21 protein-coding genes are annotated in these 21,075 nt (G+C 65.5%); 7 read left to right on the plus strand and 14 right to left on the minus strand.

Going from position 1 to position 21,075, the window contains the following annotated elements:
- Positions 1-38 precede the first annotated feature (38 nt).
- The 3 genes from OU426_RS05220 (at position 39) to OU426_RS05230 (ending at position 2,325) form a co-directional block, all read left to right on the plus strand.
- On the plus strand, positions 39-533 hold the full coding sequence (locus OU426_RS05220; RefSeq protein ID WP_267632796.1) for a flavin reductase family protein: 495 nt from the start codon (positions 39-41) through the stop codon (positions 531-533).
- 105 nt (positions 534-638) lie between these two features.
- Positions 639-986 (plus strand): ArsR/SmtB family transcription factor, encoded by a 348-nt coding sequence (locus OU426_RS05225; protein WP_267632916.1) that lies wholly within the window; start codon positions 639-641, stop codon positions 984-986.
- 97 nt (positions 987-1,083) lie between these two features.
- Positions 1,084-2,325 carry a GSCFA domain-containing protein gene (locus OU426_RS05230; RefSeq protein ID WP_267632797.1) on the plus strand — a complete coding sequence of 414 codons (1,242 nt, stop codon included), beginning with the start codon at positions 1,084-1,086 and terminating at the stop codon, positions 2,323-2,325.
- Between the two features lie 112 nt (positions 2,326-2,437).
- Here OU426_RS05230 and argE read toward each other — a convergent pair whose 3' ends face one another.
- From argE to OU426_RS05280, 10 genes are all read right to left on the minus strand, one after another.
- Complete coding sequence (argE, locus tag OU426_RS05235) at positions 2,438-3,580, minus strand: acetylornithine deacetylase (protein WP_267632798.1); 1,143 nt, start codon at positions 3,578-3,580, stop codon at positions 2,438-2,440.
- Entirely contained in the window at positions 3,567-4,499 is a 933-nt protein-coding gene (locus OU426_RS05240; RefSeq protein WP_267632917.1) for a LysR family transcriptional regulator, read from the minus strand. The genes argE and OU426_RS05240 overlap by 14 nt, the downstream gene beginning before the upstream one ends.
- 76 nt (positions 4,500-4,575) lie before the next feature.
- On the minus strand, positions 4,576-5,247 hold the full coding sequence (locus tag OU426_RS05245; RefSeq protein ID WP_267632799.1) for a DUF1028 domain-containing protein: 672 nt from the start codon (positions 5,245-5,247) through the stop codon (positions 4,576-4,578).
- A 4-nt stretch (positions 5,248-5,251) separates the two neighbouring features.
- A complete protein-coding gene (locus tag OU426_RS05250; protein ID WP_267632800.1) occupies positions 5,252-5,668 on the minus strand; it encodes a RidA family protein in 417 nt (138 codons plus the stop codon).
- Positions 5,669-5,731: 63 nt separating this feature from the next.
- A complete protein-coding gene (locus tag OU426_RS05255) occupies positions 5,732-7,006 on the minus strand; it encodes a flavin-containing monooxygenase (protein ID WP_267632801.1) in 1,275 nt (424 codons plus the stop codon).
- Between the two features lie 23 nt (positions 7,007-7,029).
- On the minus strand, positions 7,030-8,172 hold the full coding sequence (locus tag OU426_RS05260) for an aromatic ring-hydroxylating oxygenase subunit alpha (RefSeq protein ID WP_267632802.1): 1,143 nt from the start codon (positions 8,170-8,172) through the stop codon (positions 7,030-7,032).
- A 144-nt stretch (positions 8,173-8,316) separates the two neighbouring features.
- Positions 8,317-9,534: an OpgC family protein gene (locus OU426_RS05265; RefSeq protein WP_267632803.1), complete on the minus strand. Its 1,218-nt coding sequence runs from the start codon at positions 9,532-9,534 to the stop codon at positions 8,317-8,319.
- On the minus strand, positions 9,527-11,344 hold the full coding sequence (gene mdoH, locus OU426_RS05270) for a glucans biosynthesis glucosyltransferase MdoH (RefSeq protein WP_267632804.1): 1,818 nt from the start codon (positions 11,342-11,344) through the stop codon (positions 9,527-9,529). The genes OU426_RS05265 and mdoH overlap by 8 nt, the downstream gene beginning before the upstream one ends.
- A gap of 3 nt (positions 11,345-11,347) precedes the next feature.
- Positions 11,348-11,533 carry a hypothetical protein gene (locus tag OU426_RS05275; RefSeq protein WP_267632805.1) on the minus strand — a complete coding sequence of 62 codons (186 nt, stop codon included), beginning with the start codon at positions 11,531-11,533 and terminating at the stop codon, positions 11,348-11,350.
- A complete protein-coding gene (locus OU426_RS05280) occupies positions 11,530-13,158 on the minus strand; it encodes an OpgD/OpgG family glucan biosynthesis protein (RefSeq protein WP_267632806.1) in 1,629 nt (542 codons plus the stop codon). Before OU426_RS05280 ends, OU426_RS05275 begins: the two co-directional genes overlap by 4 nt.
- A 434-nt stretch (positions 13,159-13,592) precedes the next feature.
- Here OU426_RS05280 and OU426_RS05285 point away from each other — a divergent pair, with 434 nt between their 5' ends.
- A complete protein-coding gene (locus OU426_RS05285; protein ID WP_267632807.1) occupies positions 13,593-13,823 on the plus strand; it encodes a hypothetical protein in 231 nt (76 codons plus the stop codon).
- Between the two features lie 80 nt (positions 13,824-13,903).
- Here the strand turns inward: OU426_RS05285 and OU426_RS05290 are convergent, their stop codons facing one another.
- Genes OU426_RS05290 through OU426_RS05305 form a run of 4 tightly spaced genes read right to left on the minus strand, consistent with a single transcriptional unit; the run spans position 13,904 to position 17,009 of the window.
- Positions 13,904-14,824 carry a ribokinase gene (locus tag OU426_RS05290; protein WP_267632808.1) on the minus strand — a complete coding sequence of 307 codons (921 nt, stop codon included), beginning with the start codon at positions 14,822-14,824 and terminating at the stop codon, positions 13,904-13,906.
- A gap of 3 nt (positions 14,825-14,827) precedes the next feature.
- Positions 14,828-15,280, minus strand: coding sequence for an RbsD/FucU family protein (locus OU426_RS05295; RefSeq protein ID WP_267632809.1), 453 nt, complete (start codon positions 15,278-15,280; stop codon positions 14,828-14,830).
- Position 15,281: 1 nt separating this feature from the next.
- The gene (locus OU426_RS05300) at positions 15,282-15,929 is read right to left on the minus strand and encodes an SGNH/GDSL hydrolase family protein (protein WP_267632810.1); all 648 of its coding nucleotides are present in this window, start codon (positions 15,927-15,929) and stop codon (positions 15,282-15,284) included.
- A gap of 3 nt (positions 15,930-15,932) precedes the next feature.
- A complete protein-coding gene (locus tag OU426_RS05305) occupies positions 15,933-17,009 on the minus strand; it encodes an ABC transporter ATP-binding protein (protein WP_267632811.1) in 1,077 nt (358 codons plus the stop codon).
- Positions 17,010-17,255: 246 nt separating this feature from the next.
- Here OU426_RS05305 and OU426_RS05310 point away from each other — a divergent pair, with 246 nt between their 5' ends.
- From OU426_RS05310 to OU426_RS05320, 3 genes are all read left to right on the plus strand, one after another.
- Positions 17,256-18,884, plus strand: coding sequence for a type 2 periplasmic-binding domain-containing protein (locus OU426_RS05310; protein ID WP_267632812.1), 1,629 nt, complete (start codon positions 17,256-17,258; stop codon positions 18,882-18,884).
- A gap of 90 nt (positions 18,885-18,974) precedes the next feature.
- Positions 18,975-20,078, plus strand: a complete 1,104-nt coding sequence (locus OU426_RS05315; protein ID WP_267632813.1) for a carbohydrate ABC transporter permease — start codon at positions 18,975-18,977, stop codon at positions 20,076-20,078.
- A gap of 10 nt (positions 20,079-20,088) precedes the next feature.
- Complete coding sequence (locus OU426_RS05320; RefSeq protein WP_267632814.1) at positions 20,089-21,003, plus strand: carbohydrate ABC transporter permease; 915 nt, start codon at positions 20,089-20,091, stop codon at positions 21,001-21,003.
- The last annotated feature ends 72 nt before the right edge of the window (positions 21,004-21,075 follow it).

Here is a 21,075-nt window from a genome sequence, read left to right on the forward strand (position 1 = left end):
TTGGAAGCGGATATATTGTACGTATGTACGAAACCCGAATGAACGAACTGACCCCCGGCCCCGAGGAGGCACGCGCCTTCCGGACGGCGCTCGGCCGCTATGCGACCGGGGTCACGGTGGTGACGGCCATGGGCGCCGACGGCCCGGTCGGCATGACGGCGAACAGCTTCACAGCGCTCTCGCTCGATCCGCCGCTCGTGCTCTGGTGCCCCGCCCGCCGCTCGGCACGCTTCGCGGCACTCACGGCTGCACCGCATTTCGCCATCCATGTGCTCGCCCATGACCAGCTCGATCTCGGCCTCGCCTTCGCCCGCGCAGGCGATGCATTCGTCGGCCCGCAGGACGGCACGACCCCCGAAGGCGCCCCGGCGCTCGCCGGCGTTCTGGCGCGGTTCGACTGCGCCGCGCACGCGCTGCATGACGGCGGCGACCACGCGATCCTCGTGGGCCGCGTCCTGCGCGCGCGCTTCCGCGACGGGGCGCCGCTGCTCTTCTGGGGCGGGCTTTACGGCGATTTCCTCAAGCATGATTGAGGCCAAGCCGGCGGCGGGCGACCTGGCGGCGCAATCGCCGCACTGGAATTCTTGTGGAATTAAGACTATGTAGGCGGCGTTAGATCAGGTGCGCAGATGGACCAGATGACGATGACCGCTGAGGCAACCGCAGGCTGCCAACCCGGCGCGGGCGACATGAGCGAAGAAATGGCGGCACGGGCTGACGAGGCCGCGGCTTTCCTTAAGGCGCTGTCGCATGGCGGGCGCCTGATGATCCTCTGCCACCTTGTCGGCGGCGAAAAGTCGGTGACCGAGTTGGAAACACTGCTCGGCAGCCGTCAGGCTGCCGTCAGCCAGCAGCTTGCGCGGCTTCGCCTGGAAGGGCTGGTCCATACCCGCCGCGAGGGCAAGGCGATCTTCTATTCGCTCGCCGACCCGCGCTCGGCCCGTCTCGTCACGCTCGTTCACGAGATGTTTTGCAGCGGTGCATGAACCGCCGCCAAATCTGCCCCGCAGACCACAAACTGTCCTAAAATGCGACATGATTGGCCGCTAGGCTGATCGTGACCGCCATCGTAAGGAGTGATTTTTGTCCGATCTGTCCAAGACCCCCGCCCCGGAGCCGAAGATCGTAAACCGCAGCCGTGCGGGCACCGGTGTCTTGAACTTTCAGACGACGTCGCGCCATGGCGCGGAGTTCCGCACCTGGTTCCGGGGCGAGCATACCAATTACAATCCCGATGTGGCGCGCATGTTCGACATCGGTGCCGCCGCGAAATACGTGCTGCACGGCTGGGCGCCCAAGGAACCGATGATCCGGCCCGAAACCCAGATCACCGCCTTTGGCAGCTGCTTTGCCGCCAATATCTCCAACTGGCTGTCCAAGCGCCGCTTCCGCGTCCTGACCCGCGACGAGGAGGCGAAGAAAGCCTATGTCGTGGCCTGCGGCGAGGGGATGGTGAACAGCTTCGTCATCCGCCAGCAGTTCGAATGGGCCTGGGAAGGCAAGACCTTCGATGGCGCGCTCTGGCACGGCTACAAGGCCGAGGAATATGGCTACGACCCCGAGGTCCAGGCCGAGACGAAGCGCATCTTCGACGAGACGGATTTCTTCATCCTGACCTTCGGCCTTTCCGAGGTCTGGTATGACGAGCCGACAGGCAATGTCTTCTGGCGGACGATCCCCAAGGAAGCCTACGATCCCACGCGCCACAAGTTCCGCGTCTCGACGGTCGAGGAAAACCGAGACAACCTGCGCGCCATCTACCATCTGATCCGCAAACACCGGCCGGATGCGAAAATCCTCTTCACCCTCTCGCCGATCCCCTTGATCGCCACCTTCCGCGACGTATCCTGCCTGACCGCGAATTCGGTGTCGAAATCGGTCCTGCGCGTTGCCATCGACGAGGTTGTGCGAGAGTTCCGCGAGGAAGGCGTCCTGCACTACTGGCCGTCGTTCGAGCTGGTGACGGATGTCTTCGCCAGCCCCTTCAAGCCCGATCGCCGCCATCCGCAGGGTGAGGTGCTCGACTATATCATGACGCTCTTCGAACATACCTGGTGCGAGGAAGGAACGCTGCGCAAACCCTCGCTGCCGCTCGCCTGGGCCAAAGCGCTTGCTTCGTCGGAGTTGCTGCCCCCGGCAATTGCCGACGCCATTGTCAACGGGCGCCGCCGTCGTCTGCGCCAGATCGCCGCCGCGCCAGAGCCGCTCTCACCCGAAGCAGCGATCGACAAGGCGCTGCGCAAATTGTGCATGGATTCCCACGATGCGATCGCCGCGGAGCCGGCCGAGGAAGGCACAGAGGCGCAGCCGGGCGAGGAAGGCTAGGCACTGAAAACGCCTCAGACGCCGGATTTCGCCACGAAATCCGGGCCGGAACCTTTCAAAGGTTCCGGCTCGATATCTTTGAAGGATATCGGGCTGTGCCCCGGACAGGCGCTCATCGGTGTGCCAGATCGTCCGCAAGCCCCCGCAAAAGCCTCTCGCACCCTTCAAGCTGATCGGCCTCGATGAACTCGTCCGGCCTGTGGCCCTGCGCCATGTCGCCCGGCCCGCAGACGAGCGTCGGGATGCCCAGCGCGTCGAAGAAACCCGCTTCCGTTCCGTAGGCGACCTTCATCAGCCGAGCGTCCGGCAGATGAGCCCGCAGCGCCGATACCGCCACGCCGCCCGGATCTGCCTCAAGGCCGGGATAGGCGTTCACTACCTCCACCTCGATCCGCGCGGCAGGGTCTCGCGTGTCGGTAGCCAACGCCTCGCCCGCCGCCCTTAGCCGCGCGAGAATGTCGCCAGGATCGTCAGCGGCAAGATGGCGGATCTCGAAGTCGATCTCCGCGAGATCGGGCACGATGTTCAAGGCCCGCCCGCCCCGCATGAGGCCCGCATGGACGGTCGAATAGGCAATATCATGGCCCGCGTCCCGTACGCCTTCGTCTTCCAGCCGCGCCTGCTCGGCCCGCATCGCGCCGATCATGTCGGCCGCCAGATGCAGCGCATTCACATGCAGTGGCGCCAGTGCCGAATGGCCCGCCGTACCGTGGCAGCGGACAAGGCCGCTCACCTTGCCCTTGTGGCCGGTCGCGATGTCAAGCCGCGTGGGCTCTCCCACAAGGCACAGCGCCGGGCGCCCGCAGAAGGCCGGAACATGCGGGATCATCGCCGGAATGCCCCGGCAACCCACTTCCTCGTCATAGGACAGCGACAGGAGGAGGGGCCGCGCCAGCGGCCCGGCCGCCGCGTCAGCGGCCACGGCCAGAGTTGCGGCCAGAAAGCCCTTCATGTCCGCCGTGCCGCGCCCGTAATAGCGCCCGCCCCGCGCGCTCAGCCGGAACGGATCGCTTGTCCAGTCCTGCCCCTCGACCGGCACCACATCCATATGCGCCGACAGAAGAAGCCCGCCGTCCACGCGCGGACCCAACCGCGCCAGAAGCCCGCATTTCTCGCCCGTCGCATCCGGCAGCCTCAGAACCTCGAACCCCGCCGCCCCAAGATAATCCGCGATCCAACCGGCAATATCGAGGTTCGAGCGTGACGAAACGCTCGGGAAGGCCACCAGCCGATCGAGGATCTCAACCGTCTGCACCGGTGCCTCCCTGTGGTCTGAGCGCCGGCGCCGTCTCCGGCGTGATCGCGGCGCGGGCATGATCGACGAAGGCCCGGACCGTCAGCGACAGGCCCGCCCCCTCGGCCAGCGCGAGGCCGAGCCAGAGCGGCCGGACCGGACCGGCAAGTGGCACATGAACAAGCCGCCGCCCGTCCGGGGCAAGATCGCCTTCGGGCCGGATATTGGCGATCGAATAGCCAAAGCCATTGGCCACCATCGACCGCATCACCCCCATGTCGCGCGTCCGCTCGGCGATCTGGGGCCTCAGCCCCTGCGCCGCGAAGAGCGACAGGAAATAATCGCCCGACAGGGGCAGATCGAGCAGCACCATCGGGTGCGGCGCGAGTTCGGTGAGTGAAACCTCGGTACGCATCGCAAGCGGATGATTCGCTGACAGAAGCGCATAAGGTTCAAGGCTCGCAAGCCGCAGGAAGCGGATATCACCTGGAATATCAAGGTCATAGGTCAGTGCCACATCCAGTTCCGCACTGCGCAGGCCATCGAAAATTTCGGCCTGATTGCGTTCATATTGGCGGAACTCGACCGCCCGGTGGGCATCAGAGAAGCTGCGACGGATCTGCGGCAGCACCACCTGCGCGAATGTCAGGAGGCAACCGACCGACAGGGGCCCGCCCACCCTTTGCGCGATGTCGCCCGCAAGCGTCACCAGCCCGCCCGCCTCGGCCAGAACCTTCCGCGCCTGATCGACAAGCTGCCGCCCGCCCGGGGTCAGCGACAGGCCCTGAGCATGGCGGCGGGTAAAAAGTGCCAGCCCAAACTCCGCCTCGATCTGTGAGATCGCGACCGAGATCGAGGGCGAGGAGACATGGAGCCGCTCGGCGGCGGCGGCGATCGAGCCGGTTTCCCCCACGGTCACGAGATATTCAAGCTGGCGCAGGGTGAACCGAAGCGATGTCGCCTCCCATTTGGCTTAGGCCAAAGCTAACAAGCAATGCCCCATCGCGCCAGCGCCGCTATTCGTCGCCCGGAACGCCGTAAGACGGCGCCACGGTCGGATCAAGCGCGCGCTGGATGTATGCCTCCATCTGCGGCTGGTACACCTCCCACGCCAGATCAAGCGCCGCGATCGGATCGTCATGCCAGTCGATCCTGAGATCGGCGATCGCCCAGTCCGGCGCGCCCACGATCTTCAAGCCCGCCGACCGCACCGGCCCCGCCTCGCCCCCGGCGGCAAGACCCGCCTTCAGCGCGGCCATCAGCCGGTCGCCAAAACTTCCCCGCGCCGCCACGAAGGCTGCAACCATCTGGTCGGGAATGTCCGCGCGCGCCAAGAGGTTGCCCGCCGCCGCGCAATCTTCCCCCACGGCCTCGCCCCAAAGCCCCAGCACCTGATCGCCGGACCAGATCGCCGGGCCACCTGTCCGCCCGATGGCCATCAGCTGACGATAGCTGATATGGGCGCGCCCGGTCACCACGTCGGTAACCGCCTGCGCCGCGCCGACACCCGCCGCCAGTCGGTCAAGAACCAGGGGCCCGAGCCCCGGGTCTGTGACATTCTGCGACGCGACCGCGCCAACCCGCGCGCGCAGATGCACGCAGCGGGCGGCAACGGCCGGGGAGGAGGAGGAAATCACCATGCCGAACTGGCCGGTCCCCGGATCGCGGGCGATGAGCGAGAAGGTCATCGCCTCAATCCGGGATCACGGCGGTGCCGTCGATCTCGACCAGCCAGTCGGGCCGGGCGAGCGCGGAGACGACGAGCCCGGTCGAGACCGGATGCACGCCCTTTATATACTCGCCCATCGTCCGGTAGACCGCCTCGCGGTGGCGGACGTCGGTGATATAGACCACGACCTTCACCAGATGCTCCATCCCGCCGCCGCACTCTTCCAGAAGCTGGCGGATGTTCTGCATGACCTTGTGGGTCTGTTCGACCGGATCGTGGCTGCCGATATTCTTCGCCGTATCCAGCTCCTGCGGGCACTGGCCGCGCAGCCAGACGGTGCGCCCGCCCTGCGTGACAACAGCCTGCGCGAGGTCATTGTCGAGCTTCTGTTCGGGATAGGTGTCGCGGGTATTGAACTTGCGATGTCTGTAATGCGCCACTTCGGGCCTCCGGGTCAGGATCGGGTGAGGATGGCATGGGATCGGGCTTCGGGAAAGCGGGGGTCAACTTTCGCCCGGGCGTTTTTCGGCATGGCCCTGATAGGCGCCGTATCCGCGCCGCGTGACGATATGTTCGGCCACATGGCGCGCATCGTGCCAGACACCCCAGATGAAGCTCGATCCCCGCCGCGACTGCCAGGGCAGGCCGAGGAAGTAGACCCCTGCCTCGCTCGAAACGCCGCGCTGATGGCGGGGCTTGCCGCCCGGGTCGAAGGCATCCACCTGCAGCCAGCCGTAATCGAGCGCGAAGCCCGTGGCCCAGATCACGGTCGTGATCCCTTCGGCTGCAAGATTCAGCCCGCGGATCGGATTTGTGACGCATTCGGGATCGGGGCCGATGAGCCGCGCCTCCGGCTCCTTTGGGAAATCAAGGCCATTGCGCGCGATATAGGCGTCCGCCTCGTCAAGGACCGAAAGGTAATCGGCGTCGCCCCCGGCGATATTGGCCGCCAGATCGCCCGCAAAGGTCAGCCTGCCGTCCCGCCAACCGTCGGTCCGGCCCAGAAGAACCATGCCGCGCGCGGCGAAGCGGCGGAAATCGACCGTCTCGCCGCCGCCCGCCCCGCTCACCGCAATCGTCACATGCTCGGTCCCGGGCAAGGGTGCAGGAATGTCCCATTTGCCCAGAACGCCCAGCCACCAGACGAAATCGCGGCCCCGGTAGCGGCGCGGCGGGCGGCCGTGCGGTCCGACCGACAGGTAGGTGCGCCGACCCGACGCCAGCAACTCGTCGGCGATCTGCGCGCCCGACGATCCCGCCCCCACCACCAGAACCGCGCCCTCGGGCAGCGCGCCGGGATTGCGGTAGGCGGTCGAATGGATCTGCGTGAGGCCCGGCAGGGCCGGTAGGATCGCGGGCATGACCGGGCGCTGGAACGGGCCGGTCGCAGCGATCACGTTCAGGGCCTCGATCCTCCCCGCTGACGTCTCGACCATGAAACCCGGCCGCCCCTCGTTCCGCCGGACCGAGGTGACCTCGACCCCGGTCCTGACCGGCGCGTTGAACTTTTGCGCATAGGCCACGAAATAATCTGCCACCCGTTCCTTTCCCGGGAAAGCGTCCGGGTGCAGCCCGTCGAACTCTAGCCCCGGGAAGCGGTCGTGCCAGGCCGGGCCGTTGGCCACGAGCGAATCCCAACGCTCCGACCGCCAGCGTTCTGCGATCCGGTGCCGCTCCACAACCAGATGCGACACACCGGCGCGGGTCAGATGTTCACTGGCCGCGATGCCTGCCTGCCCGCCGCCGACGACGAGCACTTCGGTCTTCTCCACCGTCATGGCAGATCCTTTCCGCGTGGATTTCAGGTCGCCTGCGCCGGAACCCGGCTGGCGATATATTGGGCAAATTCGAAATTCGGCCGTTCCAGATGGCTGAGCGGCCCGGGCGTGCCGAGATCGGAACAAAGCCCGCGATAGACCTTCTCGGTGCAGCCCTTGTCTTCGTCATTCACATCGGCGAGCAGCGCCCTGAGCGCAGCGATATGCTCGCCCGAGGACGGATCGGCGATCCAGTCGGCCGACATGCCGCCGCCATAAAGCACATTCACATGCCCCGGCCCGTCCGGTGTCAGTGACAGATACCAGAAATAGCCCGGCGTCAGCGTGATCAGCAGCGAAGGATAGATCGACAGAAGCCAGGTGATCCGCCGCTGATCGCCCGTGAGGGTCTTGTTCGACGGGTGCGCCAGCGACAGGGGGATCGTGTCGTTCTTCATGATCCAGTGATAGTTGAAGCTTGAAAACCCTTCCGGACAGGTCATCTGGTTCAGATCGACCGATCCGCCGATCGTGCCTTCGTGGCAGACCGGCAGGTGGTAGCTTTCCATGAAATTCTCGGCCAGCACCTTCCAGTTGGTGGCCCAGCGGAACTGTTCCTGAAAGGTCTCGACGTAAGTGGACATGTCGAGATAGCCGACAAGGCTTTCGACATCCTTCAAGGTCTCCTGCGGGCTTGGCAGGTCGGGGTTCAGCGTCACCATGATCCAGCCGAGCCAGACCTCGCAGCGCACCGTCGGCAGGCCGATCTGGTCCTTGCAGAAAGCCTCGTTCCGCCCCATCGCGGGCGCGCCGCGCAAGCTGCCGTCCAGATTGTAGGTCCAGGCGTGATAGGGGCAGACGATCGAGCGCACATTGCCCCGCCCTTCCAGAAGCGTCGACATCCGGTGGCGGCAGACGTTCGACATGGCGCGGATTTCCCCCGCCCGGTCGCGCAGCACGATGATCGGCTCGCCGGCGATCTCCATCGTCAGATAGTCGCCGGCGTTGGGCAAAGTCTCGGCCCGGCCCGCGCACAGCCACTCGCGGCCGAAGATGTGTTTCTGCTCCAGTGCGAGGAAGGCAGGCGATGTATAGACCGACTTGGGCATCGCCCGCGCCTGTTCGAACGGGACCGAGACATTGGCGTGCAGTTCCGCCGCCGGGCTCAGCGTCTCATGACGGGTCATCGCCTTCTCCCTTGCCGGTGCCAGAGGCACCCCGCCCGGGGCGGCGTCTTCTGCGCCGACCGTCGGGCCTTTGCCCCGTGATGACGCAGAGTTGGATCAGAGAAAAGTAAACTCTGAAAGACCAACGCTTAGATAATTCCTAAGTCATGCCGGTTTGACCTGCCCGGCCTTCGCCGCCGCCCGCGCCGTCTGCAAGGTGAAAGCCAGGGCCCACATCGCCAGCACCCCGCCCGCGATCAGCGCGGCGTCGAGCCAGAGGCTTTCCGGCGAAACTTCTTTCACCGCCCGCGCCGCGAAGGACAGGATCGTACCGAAGGCAAAGACCGGCAGCGCGATCCGGCCCATCAGGGCCAGAGGTTCCAGCCAGCGGCTGTTGCAGAGCCAGCGCACCGAGGCGAGCGCGCCGAGAAGATAGACCAGCGCGAAGGCATGCAGCAGGCGCGGCAAGGACAGATAGGTCTTGTCGAAATCCGCCAGCGACCGCGGCAGCCCGAGGTCGAGCAGGAAGCGCACGATCTTGCTGCCGACCGCGCCGCCACCCGGCAGCTTCATCCACAGGATCGCCCCCAGAAGCACGGCCCCGGCAAGACCGATCAGCGCCGGATGGCGCGGCACGAACCGCTCACCCCGGCGCAACGCCAGCCCGGTCATCAGCCCCGCCACGAAAAGAAGCTGCCAGGACAAAGGGTTCAGGAACCAGCCGCCCGGATTGGGAAAATTCGGCAGGTCGAGATAGAAGAAAGCGCTCAGCCCCCAAAGCGCCAGCGACGCCGCGAAGGTGGCCTTGGGCGCCCTGAGCCCAGCCCAGATCAGCGCCGGGCCGGCAAGCAGCAACACCGCATACATCGGCAGGATGTTCACATAGCCCAGTTGGTGGGTCATCAGGGGCAGGCCCATCAGCGTGCCCAGAGGGTCGCGCATCAGCGCCTGGATATTATCCTTGAAGAACAAAGTGCTGTCGCCGCCGAACCGCCAGGCGGCGGCGGCGATGGCGATGGCCCAGAAGGTCACCAGCAGATGGACGAGATAGAGCGTCCAGGCCCGCCCCCACATCCGCGAGATGCCGGGCCAGAGCCGCGCCGCGCCCTCGAACCCGCTTGCATAGGCCAAGGCGGCCGAACAGCCGGAGATGAAGACAAACGCCTCCGCCGCGTCGGAAAAGCCGAAATTGCGGCTGGTCACCCCTTCGAAGATCGTGCCCGGCACATGGTTGATGAAGATCATGATCAGACAGAGGCCGCGAAAGACATCCAGCCTGCGGTCGCGCGGCTTTTTCGCCTGCGGCTTGGGCGCTAGGCGGACGATACGGTCCTCGGCCGGGGCAGCATCGCCCCGCTCGATACGGGCAAGGGCTTCAACCACGGGCAAGCTCCGGTTCGGGAAAGGATTTGACCTCGGCCGGCGGGGCGGCCACCGGCTGCCAGCCCGCCAGCACCCGGTCATGCAGCGTCAGGATCGCGGGCATCACCAGCTCTTCGGGCGTGGTGAAAAGCCGTGCGCGCCCGTCCGCAGGCCGCGCCGCGCGCGAGGTCAGGGAAATCGCGACCGGCGCCAGAAGCATCGGCACCGCGACCGGCAGAAGCCAGACGAGGATCTGCGTTGTCAGGAAATAACCAACCGTCAGGCACGCCGCCCCCGCCAGAACGATGAACCGGCTCGCCGCCCAGGCCTCGCCAAGGCTCAGCCGCGCATCGCCGCGCAGGTTCGCGGGCCAGCCACCGTCACGCCCCATCAAGACCTGCCAGACCGAGCGGGTCTGATAGGCCATAAGAATCGGCGCGAGGAAACTGAGGAGGAGGAAATCCGCCAGAACCGATTTCAGCGCAGTCCAGGTGCCGCCGAACCCTTTCGTCCGCCCGGCGATCATCGCCTCAAGCGTTGTCAGAAGCTTCGGCATCATCAGAAGGCCGAAGATGCCGATGGCAAGGCCAATTGCCTTCGCCGTCTCGTCGCTCGGGAAGACCGGGAAAAACTGGTGCGGATCGGGGAAGTAGTTGGGCGGCGGCTGCGTCACATGGTCGACCACGACCGAAATCAGGAACCCGGCCCAGAGGACCGGCGCGATATAGGCGAAAACGCCCTGCAGAAAGACAAACCGGCTCCAGGCCTTCAGCCCCGGCGCGCCGATGATCCTCAGGTGCTGCAGGTTGCCCTGACACCAGCGCCGGTCGCGCTTGGCATGTTCGACGACACTTTCAGGCGCCTCCTCGTACGATCCCCTGATGTCGATATCGAGCCGCACCTTCCAGCCCGCCCGCGCCAGAAGTGCGGCCTCTACATAATCGTGGCTGAGGATATGGCCGCCGAAGGGCGGCGGGCCGGAGAGGACCGGCAGACCGCAGGCGGCGGCAAAGGCCTCGACCCGCACCATCGCATTGTGCCCCCAGAACGGGCCCGTCCGTCCTTGCAACCGCGCGAGCCCGCGCGAGAAGACCGGCGAGAAGAAGGCGGCGGCGAATTGCATCACCCGGCCGAAGATCGACTGCGCGCGCACGACCACCGGCAAGGTCTGCAACAGGCCCAAGGACGGGTCCGCCTCCATCCGCCGGATCATCTCGACGATGGTTTCGCCCTCCATCAGACTGTCGGCATCGAGGATCAGCGCCAGATCATAGGCCCCGCCCGACCGGGCGAAGAAATCCTCGATATTGCCGGCCTTGCGCCCGGTATTCTGGCTGCGGCGGCGGTAGAAGAGCCGCCCGGCGCCGCCGGTCTCCTCCATCAGACGTGCAAACCAGCGCTCCTCTGCCGCCGCAATGCCCGGATCGCGGCTGTCGGACAGGATGGCGAAATGCACCGGCACTGCGGTGGCCGCACTGACCGATCGGTACATGGCGGCGACGCGCGCAAAGGTCACCACCGGGTCTTCGTTGCAGACCGGAACGATCACGACGGTCCGCGATGAAATCGGTCCCTCATTGCGGGGCGCGCGGAAGCGCGAGGGTTTCAGCCCGATCAGCCCCAGACAGGCGCCCCAGGCCAGCCAGCTGGTCGAAAAGCACAAAAGCAGCGCGCTGAAGACCGCCATCGGCGTCAGCCCGTCGGCCGCCGCATATTGGATGAAGATCGCCGCCGCCCCCGCCCCGGTTGCAAGCGCCAGCAAAACGGCGACGGCGCGTACCAGAAGTACGCGCCGTTCAACGCTGTTCTGAGTCTGGCGGGGCCGGGCCATGGATCAGGTCCGCGCGACCCCGAACCCGGCCGTCAACATGGCGATCCAGGCCGCGAGCCGCCCCTGCGGCCGCTCCAGCAGCTGCGTCGGCATCATCCGCGGCGCCTCAGGGAGCCGCCCGAGCGCAAGCGCCTGCGTGACCCTTTCAGCCGCCGTGGCCTGATCGTCGAACATGCTCTGGCGCATCATGATTTCACCCACTGGAACATCCAGATTTCTGTCAGCTTCCTACCGTAACCCGCGACATGGGCTGACAATTCCGCGACAGCGCCGGTGTCGGAGGCGACATCGAACACCAGCCGCCAGATGTCGGTGCCGTCGATCCGGTGCAGCGTGACATTCTCGGCCTTGCCGTTCGTCACCGTCACCACCGGCTTGATCCCCGCGTCCTCGGGCGCGAGCCTGCTCAGCATGCCGCCCTGGAAATCCACTACGAACTTGCGCGTATCGGGCGGGTTATCGTTACCCGCCGCGCCGCCGACGCCGCCGCGCGTCTCCAGGACCCGCGCCCGGTCGTCCATCGCAGGCGCGTCGAGCCGCCCCCAATGCATCCGGTAGGAAATCTCCAGCGACGATCCTGCCGCGGGCTTCTGATCGGGCACCCAATAGGCAACGATATTGTCATGCACCTCAAGGGCCGATGGGATCTCGACCAGCCGCACCCGGCCTGCGCCCCAGTCGCCCAAAGGTTCGATATCGACCGAGGGGCGGCGCTCGTAATGGGCCTCGGCATCCTGATAATCGTCGAAATCGCGCCCGCGCTGATGCAGTCCAAAGCGGCGCGGCCGCGTTTCGGCGAAGTAGGACGAGGCGAGCGCCAGCGGGTTGTTAAGGGCCCGCCAGATCACGTCGCCATCGGCCCGCTCGATCCTGAGCCCATTGCTGTCATGCACCTGCGGGCGGTAATCGTCGAACCGCGCGCGGTTGACCTCGCCATAGAGGAACATTGAGGTCAACGGCGCGATGCCCAGCTCCTCGACCTCATTGCGGAAGAAGAGCCGCGCCGTCACATCGACCGTTGTCTCGACGCCGGGCGTGATGGTGAACCGGTAGGCCCCTGTCACGCTCGCGCTGTCAAGGGCTGCATAGACCGTCACCACCTGCGCCCCGGGCGCGGGCTTTTCCAGCCAAAAGCCGGTGAAGCGCGGAAACTCCTCTGCCTTCGACAGGCCGGTGTCGATCGCCAGTCCGCGCGACGACAGGCCATAGGCATTGCCCTGCCCCAGCACGCGGAAATAGCTGGCGCCGACGAAAGAGATCACCTCGTCAAACAGATCGCCCCGGTTGATCGGATGATTGAGCTTGAAGCCCGCGACCCCCGGCAGGGTGAAATTCTCTGGCACCTCGGCCTTCAGGGGCGCGCGATATTCGAAATCGGCGGTGGTGAAGCCCATCTCGGCCGCCTGACCGTCCGTGACTTCGTAGATTTTCACCGGCTCCTTGAAAAGCCAGCCGACATGGAACGGCAGAACCCGCCAGAGGCTGTCTTTCTCGGCCCAGCGCGCGCGCTTCGGCCAGAACTGGATCATCTGGTACTTGTCGTAGTCGAGCCCGGCGAGGAAGTCCGACAGGGGCGCGGGCACCGGGTCTTCTCCGGCGGCGCGCGCCCGCGCCGCCTCGGTCAGGCTGTCAAAGCTGAAGGCCATGGCTGCGGGCGGCGCGGCGGCAGGATCAACCGCCGGGACCGGCGTTTCCTGCGCCGCAAGGCAGGTCGGCAGGCCGGTCGTGGCGAGAAGCAGCCCGAGGCTGCCGCCCCGCGCCAGGAAGGTCCGCCGCGCCGGGTCGGGAAGGGTCTTGTCGGTTCTGTCGGTCATGTCGCAGTGGAATCCAGTCGGCAGGTCAATCTCACAACGTCCGGGCGATATCCAGACGCGGGCCATGCCGGCGGCGCATATCCGCTATTCCAATATTTTTGTAAAGATGCCGGTCAGTTAGAGCGCGCCCTTCGTGACGTGACGGCGCGGGAACGGCGTATTTTTGGGCACCGGCGCGTACCGATCGGCAAAGGGTCGCCGATGACAAGGGGATCGGGGAGTGGCCCGGGCGAGCCTCGCTGCGCCCCGCGCCGCCCCGACGGTCGGGGACATCCATCAGGTTAGCAATAGAATCGCAACAATATGTATTTTGTACTTATATTGTTGATCAGATACTCTTACATTTTGTTAAGACTGCGCTATACACCTACCAATTCTTGAGTCTTCCGCGACGTCAATCGCGCGTTCGCAATTTGACAGGTGGATTTACGCCCATGGCCGGTAACGACGACCCGACCGAGATGCTCACGCGCCGTTTCGCACCCCGCGACTATGTTCTAGCCCTCGAACGGACCGTGGCGCCCGGCTGCGACGCAGACCAGCAGAAATACATATTCCTCGCCGATTTCGATCTACAGGCCGAAATCCTGCGCGGATTCGCCGCCTCGACCGGCGCAGGCCAACGCTTCACCGGCCAGCACGACAGCCGCCCGCGCCAGCGCTGATCATCCCGCGCGGACCAATGGCCGCAAGATGCAGGCACGGGCAGGCGAAATCCGGCCCGAACTCTTTCAAATATCTCGGGTCACCCGCGGGCGAGTAGCGCCTCGATCTCGGACCGCGCAGGCATGGAGGGCGCCGTGCCCGGCCGCGTCACGGAAATTCCCGCGCCTGCGCAGGCGAAGCGCACTGCCGCGACCGGCGCCATGCCGCCCGCAAGTGCGGCGGCGAAGGCGCCGTTGAATGCGTCGCCCGCCCCCGTCGTCTCGACCACCGGACCGGCCTGCACCGGCGGCACATGCACGGTCTCGCGGGCGTCGTGATAAAGCGCGCCCTTCTCGCCCAGCGTGATGATCGCCGCCCCCGCTCCCGCCGCCCTCAGCGCCCCGGCCGCGCGCGCGGCCTCGTCTACGGTGCGCACCGGCAGGCCGGTCAGCGCCTCGGCTTCCGATTCGTTCGGCGTCACATAATCGCACAGTGCGAGCATCCCCTCGGGCAGCGCCGCCGCCGGGGCGGGATTTAGGATGGTCACCACGCCCGCCGCCCGCGCCAGCGTCAGCGCCGCCATCGCCGCCGCCATCGGCTGTTCCAGTTGTGTGACGAAGACCGCCGCGCCCTCGATCAGCGCCCGCCGCGCCGCGATGTCTCCCGGCCCGATGGTCCCCGCGATGCCCGGGCAGACAATGATCGCATTATTGCCGGTCGCGGCCTCGACGAAGATATAGGCCGCCCCGGTATAGCTTTCCTCATGCTGGCTGACCGCGGGCTTGACGCCCGCCTTCTTCCAGGTCGCCAGCGCCATGTCGGCGAACGGGTCCCGGCCAAGGCGCGAGATGAAATGCGTCTCCGCCCCCGCCATTGCCGCCGCCACCGCCTGATTGGAACCCTTGCCACCGGGGCCGAGCGCGAAGCTTTCGCCCATGATCGTCTCGCCCATCTTCGGCGCACGCGCCGCGCGATAGGCAGTGTCGGCGACGAAGACGCCTAGAATCACAACGCGGCCCATCGCTCACGCCTCCGGCGGGATCACGCCCTTCCTGAGGATGAAACAGCCGTAGAACCGCCGCTCACCGGTCTGGATCACCGCATAGGCCCCTTTGGCGCGTTGGTAGAAATCGAACCTTTCGATACCGATCATCGGCCTTGGCCGCCCTTCCGCTCGGTCAATTTCAACCTGCACCTCGCGCTGCACCTCCGGCACGGCCGTCGGATCGCCCACCACCTCCATCCGGCCCGCGAAATCATCGACGAACGTATCCAGCGGAAAGACCGACAGGACCGCCTCCATTGCCTGCCCGCAGGTCAGGTTGTCCATGCGCAGCAAGCTGCCCAGCACCGTCTGCCGGGCAATGGAATCGGACGGAAAGTTCGTATCGGCAATCACCAGAGTATCGCCATGCCCCATCGCTCTGAGGGCGCCCAGCACCTCGGCATTCAGCCTTGGATCGATTCCCTTCAGCATGTCAGTCCCCTCCCAACCGGCACCGAACCGCCTCGGCCAGAGCAAGGCCAAGCGTCCGGTGCGTATCCTGTTCGTAATGAACCCCATCCACGGGTGATACGGCAATCACCGTGCCCGCGTCGAAGAAACCCGCGCCCTGACGCGCCGCTTCCCGGGCCACAGGCCCGGCCAAGGCCCGCGACCGCGCTGCCGCGCCCGCGAAAATCTCGGCCAGGCACCCCGCCTCCTCGACCGGCGGCGGCGCCACCACCAAAACATCCGGCGCCCCGCCCGCCGGCCCCGCACCCGACGCGCGGATCACCCGCACCAGCTTGCCCAGCGACAGGGCGATATCCGTGGCCGAAACCGAAAAACGCGGTTTCAGATCGTTGGTCCCGAGCTTCAGGATCACCAGATCGACCGGCCGATGGCTTTCCAGCACCGCGGGCAACACTGTCAGCCCGTTCCGGTGCGGCCCTTCGACCGGATCGTCATGCACCGTCGTCCGCCCCGGCTGACCTTCCGCGATCACCTCGAAACCCGCTCCAAGCGCCGCCGCCATCACCTCCGGCCAGCGGTCCGCCTTGGGAAGCCGCCCCAGATCGTCCAGCGTTGCCATCGGCATCGTGCCGTGGGTGTTGCTGTCACCATAGCAAATAACCGTGCGCATGGGTCAGATCCGCTCGCCGCTCGCCGCATCGAAGAGATGCACATGCGCGGGCTCGGGCATCAGCCGGACTTCTTCGCCCGGCTTGAATGCATGACGCTCGCGGAAGACCGCGATCACCTCCTGCCCGCCTGCCCCCTCCGCGCCGAGGCGTGCCACCAGATGGGTCTCGGACCCCGTGGGCTCCACCACCGCGACCCGCGCCGGAATGCCCTGGCCCGAGCGGATCAGATGTTCCGGCCTTATGCCGTAGATCACCTCGCGGCCCTCCTCCAGCCCTTCCATCGCCCCCAGCGGCAGAGGGCCCGCGCCGACATCGACCCGCCAATCGTCGCCCTCACGGGCAAGCCGCCCCTTCAGAAGGTTCATCGCGGGCGAGCCGATGAAGCCCGCGACAAAGACATTCGCGGGCCGGTCATAGAGGTCCAAGGGCGCCCCCACCTGCGCGATATGGCCATCGCGCATCACCACGATCTTGTCGGCCATGGTCATCGCCTCGATCTGGTCATGGGTGACATAGATCGTCGTCGTTCCAAGCCTTTGATGCAGCTCGCGAATCTCCGACCGCATCTGCACGCGCAATTTCGCGTCGAGGTTCGACAGCGGCTCGTCGAAAAGAAACACCTTGGGTTCGCGCACGATGGCGCGCCCCATCGCCACCCTTTGCCGCTGCCCGCCGGAAAGCGCGCGGGGAAAGCGGTCGAGATAGGGCTCCAGCCCAAGGATCGCCGCCGCTTTCTTGACCCGCGCCTCGATCTCCGTCTTGTCCATCCGCGCCATCTTCAGCGCGAAGCCCATGTTGGCCGCGACCGTCTTGTGCGGATAAAGCGCGTAGTTCTGGAAGACCATCGCAATGTCGCGCTCGGCAGGCGGCAGGTTGTTCACCACCTTCTCGCCGATCGAGATCGTGCCGCCCGAAATCGCCTCCAGCCCCGCCACCATGCGCAGAAGTGTCGATTTCCCGCAACCGGACGGGCCGACCAGCACCAGGAACTGGCCGTCTGCGATTTCGATATCGACACCATGCACCACCTCATGGCCGCCGTAGGATTTCCGCACCCCCCGGATCGCAACTTCCGCCATTCCGTCCCCTTCCCCCCCGAATTTCAGGTTCAGGGATAAACCAGCCCAATCCGCCTGTCCACCGCCTGAGCATACTAACATGTTAGTTCTTGACTCGCTTCCGCCGGGCTGAGAAGCTTTCCCCAGCGTCCGGCGGGAACCGGACGGGGGTACGTTGCGGGGTGTGCTGTGCCCGGCGTCTGGCCGGACAGTCTGTTTGCGGACACCCGAGGCCCCGACCTGTCGGGAGAACATGGGAGGACGACAATGAAACCGGGACTTTACGAGATTGCCGCACGCCAGGCGATGACACGGCGGCGGCTGATGCAGGGCGTGGCCGCCCTGGGCGGCGCTGTGGCCATGAACGGGATGGCGCTCAGACCCGCCGCCGCGCAGGACAATCTGCGCGCCGAGATTCTGAAGATCCCCGGCGTGGGCGCCGGGTCGCCCACCGATGCCGACTGGCAGAAGGTTGGCGAGATGTGCCTTGGCCCGACCAAGGCCAATGTCGCCGAGGGCGAATTCGCTGGCATCGAGCTGACCTTCATGGGGCTCAACAACCAGAACCTTCACAATGTCCTTTTCCGCGGCTTCCTCAAACCGTGGGAGGCCTATACCGGCGCCAAGATCAACTGGATCGACCTTGCCCAGGCCGACTATAACCCCCGCCTCCAGCAGGCGATCGCCACCGGCACGGTCGATTTCGACATCATCGAGATGGGCGCTCCGTTCGAGGGCGACACCGCCGGCAAGGGCCTGCTCGACCCGATGCCCGACTGGGTGAAGGACCAGATCGAATCCGACGACCTCGTGGCCTACCTGCAGCCGCCGGTCGGCACCTGGGACGGCAAGACCTACCGCATCACCATCGACGGCGACTGCCATACGCTTTCCTACCGCAAGGACTATTTCGGTGACGGCGCCATCGGCGGGGCCGAAATGCCCAAGCATTGGGAAGATGTGAATGCAATGTCGATGGCCGTGAAGGGCCAGACCGACCCGCTGACCGGCCTTCCGGCCTACGGCTTCCTTGATCCCTTGAAGGGCTGGGGTGGCTTCGGCTTCTACTTCCTCGAAGACCGGGCCTCGGCCTATGCCAAGCACCCGTCCAGCCCCGCCTGGCTTTTCGAGCCCGACACGATGAAACCCATGGTCAACAACCCGGCCTGGGTGCAGGCGATCCAGGATGTGATGGACCTGAACGCAGCGGGCGCCTATCCGGCCGACCAGATCAATGCCGACCCGGGCGCGACCGGCTTCCAGCAGTTCCTTGCCGGAACGGGCGCCGCGATCACCTGGTGGGGCGACATCGGCTCGAACGCCCGCACCTCCGACACATCCGTCGTGGGCGATGTTGTGGGCTTCGACATCAACCCTGGTGCCAAGCGCGTCTACAACCATGCCGCCGGCGCCTGGGAGGAAACCGAGAACTTTGCCCCGAACCTCGCCTATCTCGGCTGGGGCGTCTATGTCACGAACCGCGTCTCGGGCGACGAGGCCAAGCGCAAGGCTGCCTGGTCGGCCGCCGCGCATCTCGGCGGCAAGGACATCTCGCTTTGGATGGCCGCCTATCCCTCGGGCTTCCAGCCCTACCGTAATTCCCACTTCAACTTTGATGAATGGGAAGGGGCGGGTTACGACCGGGCCTTCGTCGAGGATTACCTCGGCTCGAACCGCGACAGCTACAACCACCCCAACGCCGCGATCGAACCGCGCATCCCCGGTATCTTCCAATATTATTCGGTGGCCGAGGACGAACTCGCCAAAGGCTTCGCCGGACAATATGGCTCGGCCCAGGAAACCGCCGATGCCATCGCCGCCGCCTGGGAAAAGATCACCGACCAGATCGGCCGCGACAGCCAGATCGCGCTTTACAAGGCCTCTCTGGGGATGTGACCTGAAAGGGTGCGCATGAATGCGCACCCTACCCGAACCCGTAGGGTGCGCATTGATTGCGCACCTTACTGACGGCAGGCAGGGCAGGATTTGAATACAGGCGACCTTCTCCACGTTGTGACGAACGACAATATCTCCCCCGCGCGCGCCGGTTTTGGCCGCGCGATCCTCTGGGGGTCGGTCGGCCTGTTCCTCCTCGTCGGCCTCCTCCAGACGCTGCAGGCCGGCGGCCACCTCGAACTTGGTTTCACCAACTGGCGCCCGACACTCTACTCCTATGCGCTGATGTCGGCCTGCCTCTGCTGGGCGCAGGTGCTGATCCGGGGCGAGCAGGGCAAGCGCGTACTGTTCGTCCTGCCCGCCGTCCTCTTCGTCCTTTCGCTCGCGATCATCCCGCTGATCTTCGGCCTGATCATCGCCTTTTCCGACTGGAACCTTTCCTCCCCCCTCGGGCGTCAGTTCAACGGATTGGACAATGTCCGCCAGATGTGGGGCGATCCGTTCTACTGGAACGCGCTCAAGAACATGGTCTGGTACGCGCTCGCGATCCTCGCCGAATATACCATCGCCTTCGGTCTCGCCCTTCTCCTCAATGCCGAAATCCGGGCGCGCAAGTTCTTCCGCGTCGCTTTCCTTCTGCCCCTCATGCTCTCGCCCGTCGCCGTCAGCTGGATGATCGGCAAGTCGATGACCGAGATCCGCTTCGGCCCCATCGCCCGGCTCGCCCGTGCGCTCGGCTGGGACAATCCGTCCTTCTTCGGCACACCCGAAATGGCGCGGGCGACCATCATGCTGATGGACGCCTGGACCTACATCCCCTTCATGATGATCATGCTGCTCGCGGGCCTTCAGGCCATCCCCAAGGAGTTGCAGGAGGCTGCGAAGGTCGACGGCGCCAAGGGCTGGCGCGCCTTCTGGGAAGTCACCTTCCCGCTCATGCTGCCCGTCTCGGTCACCGCCCTTCTCATCCGACTGATCTTCAAGCTGAAGCTCGCCGACATCATCATCAACGTCACATCGGGTGGCCCCGGCGGGGCGACCGACAGCGTCACGAGCTTCATCTTCCGCGAATATCGCGACCGGTCGAACGTGGGCTACGGCACGCTTCTGGCCATCGTCTACCTCGTCTTCATCATCATCGCGATGCTCGGTCTTCTGAAGCTGGCCGACCGCTGGCTCAGACCGCAGACATGAGGCGCGCGCCATGACACAGATCTTCAAGGACAGCGACACAGACCTCGCCCATCGGGCGAAATGGTTCACCGGGCGCGTCGCGATCTATGGCGCGCTCTCGCTTTGGGCCTTCATCGCGCTTTTCCCGATCTATTGGACGCTCACCACCTCGTTCAAGAAGGCGCCTGACGTGATGAAGGGCGCGATGGTACCCTGGGTCGACTACAGACCCGATTGGCTGGGGTGGAAGTCGCTTGGCCTCTCGCCCGCGACCATCGGGCAGGAATCCACCGTGCGCGCCGAATTCCTCGGCCGGTTCATGAATTCGCTGACGATCTCGGTCTCCGCCTCTGTCCTCGCCGTCATCCTTGGCTCGCTCGCCGCCTATGGCCTCTCGCGCTTTTCCTACAAGTTTCTCTGGATGAAGAACTCCGACATTTCCTTCTTCTTCATCAGCCAGCTGATCCTGCCGCCCGTCGTGCTCGCCCTGCCCTTCCTTGTCCTTTACAAGGAGCTCGCGCTTCTCGACAGCCGCATCGGCCTCATCCTTCTCTACACGCTCACCGTTCTGCCCATCGTCATCTGGATCATGCGCGACCAGTTCGCGGGGATCCCGACCGAGCTGGAGGAGGCGGCCCTCGTCGACGGCCTCTCGATCTGGGGCGCCTTCCTGACCATCGTCCTGCCGATCGCGCTGCCCGGCATGGTCGCGGCGCTGATCCTGTCCTTGGTGCTGACCTGGAACGAATATTTCTTTGCAGCCCTCCTGACGTCCACCCACGCCAACACGCTCCCGGTGATGGTCGCGAGCCAGACCGGCAGCCAGGGCATCAGTTGGTGGTCGATGGCCGCGCTCTCCTGGGCGGCGATCCTGCCCCTGATCGTGATCGGCGTCATTCTGGAACGCTATATCATCAAGGGCATGGCCGCAGGCGCGGTGAAATAGGCCGCGCCGCCTTTGACATTTCATGTCTCGTCGTGCGCGGCTACTGCCGCCCGCGAGGAGTGACCGAAGGGC

Source organism: Frigidibacter sp. RF13 (assembly GCF_026626305.1).
Taxonomy (GTDB): Bacteria; Pseudomonadota; Alphaproteobacteria; order Rhodobacterales; family Rhodobacteraceae; genus TMP-24.